At 68.1% G+C, this 5,422-nt stretch carries 1 protein-coding gene; it reads right to left on the bottom strand.

Annotated elements, in window-relative coordinates; translation table 11 throughout:
- Positions 1-5,422 (bottom strand): amino acid adenylation domain-containing protein (locus ACFZDL_RS47040; RefSeq protein ID WP_391194587.1); only part of this gene is annotated, 5,422 nt, incomplete at both ends.

The following is a 5,422-nucleotide window of genomic DNA, read 5'->3' on the forward strand; positions in this document are numbered from 1 at the left end:
GGTGTGTCGTTGCTGGGTGGGGGGATGGGGTGGTCGGTGGCGCCGACGGTGGTTTCGGTGGGGCCGTAGTGGTTGATGACGGGGGTGTGGGGGTGTTGGGTTTGCCAGGTGTGGAGGGTTTGGGTGGGGAGGGCTTCGCCGCCGAGCATGAGTTGGCCGGTGGGTTGGAGGGGGGTGTTTTCGAGGAGGGGGAGGTGGCTGGGGGTGAGTTTCATGAAGGTGACGGGTGTGTCACTGGGGGTGTGGGGGGTGGTGGGGGTGAGGGTGGTGATGTGGACGCGTCCGCCGCTGATGAGGGCGCCGTACAGGACGGTGACGCCGGCGTCGAAGGAGATGGAGGCGTGGAGGACGGTGGTTCCGGTGAGGCTGGGGTAGGCGTGGGGGCATCGGGCGGTGTAGTTGAGGAGGGCTTGGTGGGGGATGACCACGCCTTTGGGGTGGCCGGTGGAGCCGGAGGTGTAGATGACGTAGGCGGGGTGCTGGGGCAGCAAGCGGGCGATGCGGTCGGTGTCGGTGATGTTGGTGGCGGGATGTGCGGCGATGGCGGTGTGGGTGTCGGCCTCGTCCAGGTGGACGCGGGGGAGGTTGTTGGTTTTGGGGAGGGTGGGTGAGGTGGTGGTGTCGGTGACCAGGAGTGTGGGGGTGGCGTCCTGGAGCATGTAGTGGATGCGGTCGGTGGGGTAGTCGGGGTCGATGGGCAGGTAGCCGGCGCCGGTTTTGAGGATGGCCAGGAGTGTTACGGCGAGTTCGGCTGAGCGGGGCAGGGCGAGTGCGACGAGGTGTTCGGGTCCTGCTCCGTGTGTGATCAGGTGGCGGGCGAGTTGGTTGGCGTGGGTGTTGAGCTGTGCGTATGTGAGTTTGTGGTGTTCGAAGACGATCGCGATGGCGTCGGGGGTGCGTTGGGTCTGGGCTTCGAAGAGTTCGGGGATGAGGGCGTTGGGGAGGGGGTGTGCGGTGTTGTTCCAGTCGGTCAGGACCTGGCGTCGTTCGGCTTCGCCGAGGATGTTGATCCGGCTGACGGGCAGGTCCGGGTCCTTGGTGACCGATTCCAGCACCCGTACCAGGCGGCCGGCCAACGCTTCCATCGACACCGGGTCGAACAGATCGGTCCGGAAATCGAGATGCCCACTCAACCCATCCGGACTCCCACTCCCCGAACGCCGCTCACTCAGATTGACCGTCAGATCGAATCTGGCGGCGACACCGCCCAACGGCTGATGGGCGATGTCCAGACCTGGAAGGTCGAGGGTGGGCCGGGTGTTGTTCTGGAAGGAGAGCATGACCTGGAACAGGGGATGCCGGGCCATGGACCGCTGCGGATTCAACACCTCCACCAGACGCTCGAACGGCACATCCTGATGGGCGTAGGCGGCCAGATCTGTTTCCCGTACTCGTTGGATGAGTTCGCGGAAGGTGGGGTCGCCGCTGGTGTCCGTACGCAGGACGAGGGTGTTGACGAAGAAACCGACCAGATCGTCCAGAGCGTCATCCGTACGCCCCGCGATCGGAGTGCCGATGGGGATATCAGTGCCCGCGCCCATCCGGGTGAGCAGCACGGCCAGGGCAGCCTGGACCGTCATGAACACGCTCGCCCCGCTGACCTGTGCCAGGTCCACCAGCCGGGCATGCACCCCGGCCGGCACCCGCAACCCCACACTGCCGCCCTCATGCGACGCCACCGCCGGCCGGGGCCGGTCCACCGGCAGATCCAGCTGCTCCGGCACACCCGCCAGAGCAGCAGTCCAGTAGGCCAACTGCCGCGAGATGACACTGCCCGGGTCATCCTCACTGCCCAGGACCTCCCGCTGCCACAGGGCGTAGTCCGCGTACTGCACCGGCAGCGCATGCCAGCCGGGGGCCTTGCCGTCGGTGCGGGCCTTGTAGGCGGTGGTCAGGTCGCGGGCGAAGGGTGCCATGGACCAGCCGTCGGCGGCGATGTGATGGACGACTGCCAGCAGGACGTACTCGTCCGGCGCCACGGCGAACAGCCGTACGCGCAGCGGAAGGTCACGCGAGAGGTCGAACCCGGCGCTAGCCTCCTTCTTCAGCGCTTCGGCCACGTCTCCGTCGGCCACGTCCACCACCTGGAACACCGATGTCACATTGCCCTGAAGGATGTGCTGGTACGGCCGGCCATCGGTCTGGGGGAAAAGTGTCCGCAGGCTCTCGTGCCGCTCGACCACATCGCCCACGGCCAGACGCAGGGCGTCGATGTCCAGTTCGCCGTGGAGTCGTAGGGACATGGGGACGTTGTAGGTGCCCGAGGGGCCTTCGAGCTGGCTGAGGAACCACAGTCGGCGCTGTGCGAACGACACCGGTACGGTCTCGGGCCGCGGCCGGCCGGTCAGCGGCCGGCGTGCCAGGCTGGTTTCCTGATCTGTTCGTGCGCTCAGTCCGGACACGGTCGGGGACTCGAAGAGCGCCCGGATGCCGAGCTCCACGCCCAGGGTGGTCCGGATGCGGCTGATCAGGCGGGTGGCGAGGAGGGAGTGTCCGCCGAGTATGAAGAAGTTGTCGTCGATTCCGACGTCGGCGACGCCCAGGACCTCGGCGAACAGCTCGCACAGGATCTCTTCGCGCGGTGTGCGCGGCGCGCGGCGGGTGGTGGATGCGCTGTAGTCGGGGGCGGGCAGGGCCTTCCGGTCCAGCTTGCCGTTCGGGGTCAGGGGAAGCCGTTCGAGTACGACGAGCGCCGAGGGGACCATGTAATCCGGCAGCCGACCCCTGGCCACTGCGAGCACCTGTGCGGTGTCAAGCTCCACACCCGTGTCCCCGGGCACCACATAGCCGACCAGACGCCGGTCTCCGGGCCGGTCCTCCCGCACCAGGACGGCGGTCTGCGCCACGGCGTCGTGCGCCGCCAGGACACTCTCCACCTCACCCGGCTCGATACGGAAACCGCGCACCTTGACCTGGGCGTCCGCACGACCCACGAACTCCAGTTGCCCGTCCGGGCGCCACCGGACCACATCCCCCGTCCGGTACATCCGCGACCCCGCAGCCGTGCCGAACGGATCCGCCACAAACCGCTCCGCCGTCAGAGCGGGCCGTCCCAGATACCCTCGGGCCAGTTGCGCACCGGCGATGTAGAGCTCGCCGGGCGTCCCCACCGGCACTGGTCGCAGTGTCGCATCCAGCACATACACCTGGGTGTTCCACACGGGGCGCCCGATGGGAGGAGCGCTGGTCAGCTCATCGTCGGTGAACCACGACGTGGAGTAGACGGTGGCTTCGGTGGGCCCGTAGCAGTTCGCGAGCCGACCTCCCGGAACGGCGGCACGAATGGCGTTCGCCACGCTCGACGTCATGGCTTCGCCGGCCAGCACCACCGTCCCCGCGTCAATGCCCCCGCCGCTGCTGAGGAGAGTTGAGACAACGGACGGCACACCGCTGATGAGGCAGGAAGACCCACCACTCGACACATTGCCGCCAAGAGCGAGCAGGTCGGGGACCACCTCGATGCGTCCGCCGGCGATGAGTGGCGTGAAGAGCTCGAAAACCGAGACGTCGAAGTTGAGAGACGTGGAGAGGTACACATGCGTCAATCGATCGGGCCCGAACTCGGAAGCGGCCCAGGCGATGAGATTGACCACGCTCCGGTGCTGGACCGTAACCCCCTTGGGGCGACCGGTCGAGCCGGAGGTGTAGATGACGTAGGCGGGATGCTGGGGGAGCAGGCCGCCCGTGCGGTCCGCGTCCACGACATCCGCCACAGCGTATTGAGCGGCCCTCTCGTCATCCACCATCACCCGGGGCAGGTTGTTGGTTTTGGGGAGGGTGGGTGAGGTGGTGGTGTCGGTGACCAGGAGTGTGGGGGTGGCGTCCTGGAGCATGTAGTGGATGCGGTCGGTGGGGTAGTCGGGGTCGATGGGCAGGTAGCCGGCGCCGGTCTTGAGGATGGCCAGCAGCGTCACGACGAGTTCGGCCGAGCGTGGCAGGGCGACCCCCACCAGCCGCTCCGGCCCGGCGCCCCGAGCGATCAGGAACCGCGCCAGCCGGTTCGCCCGGGCGTTGAGGTCGGCGTATGTCACCTCCTGGCCCTGGAAAACCACGGCGGCGGCCTCGGGGGTGCGCTTGACCTGGGCTTCGAAGAGCTCGGGGAGCAGGGCGTCGGGCAGCGGGTGTGCGGTGTCGTTCCAGCGGGTGAGGACCTGGCGCCGCTCGGCCTCGCCGAGGACATCGATCCGGCTGACCGGCAGCTCCGGATCCGCGGTGACCGTCGCCAGGACGTGCACGAACCGTGTGGCCAGGGCTTCGACGGTGGTGGGGTGAAAAAGGTCGGTGCGGTAGTCGAGGCGACCGATGAGCCCGTCGGCGGCGCCGTCCGCGGTGCGGTGCTCGCTCAGACTGACCGTCAGGTCGAATTTGGCGGCGGTGCCCCCCAACGGCTGGCGGGTGACGTGCAGGCCGGGGAGGTCGAGGTCGGGGTCGGTGTTGTTCTGGAGGGTGAGCATCACCTGGAACAGGGGGTGGTGTGCCAGGGAGCGCTGCGGGTTGAGGACTTCCACGAGGCGCTCGAAGGGCACGTCCTGGTGTGCGTAGGCGGCCAGGTCTGTTTCCCGTACGCGTTCGATGAGTTCGCGGAAGGTGGGGTCGCCGCTGGTGTCCGTGCGCAGGACGAGGGTGTTGACGAAGAAGCCGATGAGGTTGTCCAGGGCGTCGTCGGTGCGTCCTGCGATGGGGGTGCCGATGGGGATGTCGTGGCCCGCGCCCATGCGGCTCAGGAGAACGGCCAGGGCGGCTTGGACGGTCATGAAGACGCTTGCGCCGCTGTCCTGGGCCAGGGCCACCAGCCGGGCGTGTACGGTCGCCGGGACGTGCAGCGCCACGCTGTCGCCCTCGTACGACGCCACCGCGGGCCGGGGACGGTCGACCGGAAGCTCCAGCTGCTCAGGCACGCCGGCCAGAGTGGTGGCCCAGTAGTCCAACTGGGCGTTGACCAGGCTGTCGGGGTCCTCTTCGCCCCCGAGGACTTCCTGCTGCCACAGGGTGTAGTCCGCGTACTGCACCGGCAGCGCACGCCAGCCGGGGGCCTTGCCGTCGGTGCGGGCCTTGTAGGCGGTGGTCAGGTCGCGGGCGAAGGGTGCCATGGACCAGCCGTCGGCGGCGATGTGGTGGACGACGGCCAGCAGGACGTACTCGTCCGGACCGAGCACGAACAGCCGTACGCGCAGTGGCACATCGTGACCGAGGTCGAATCCGGTGGCGGCCTCCCGCCTCAGCGTCTCCACGAGATCTTCCTCGGCGATGTCCAGCGCCTCGAACACCGACATCGTGTCCGCTTGGAGGATGTGCTGGTATGGCTGGCCGTCGGTCTGAGGAAAGACGGTGCGCAGGCTTTCGTGCCGCTCGACCACGTCGGCCAGGGCCTGGCGCAGGGCGTCGATGTCCAGCCGGCCGCGCAGGCGTAGGGACATGGGGA

Source organism: Streptomyces sp. NPDC007917, assembly GCF_042959105.1.
Lineage (GTDB): Bacteria > Actinomycetota > Actinomycetes > Streptomycetales > Streptomycetaceae > Streptomyces.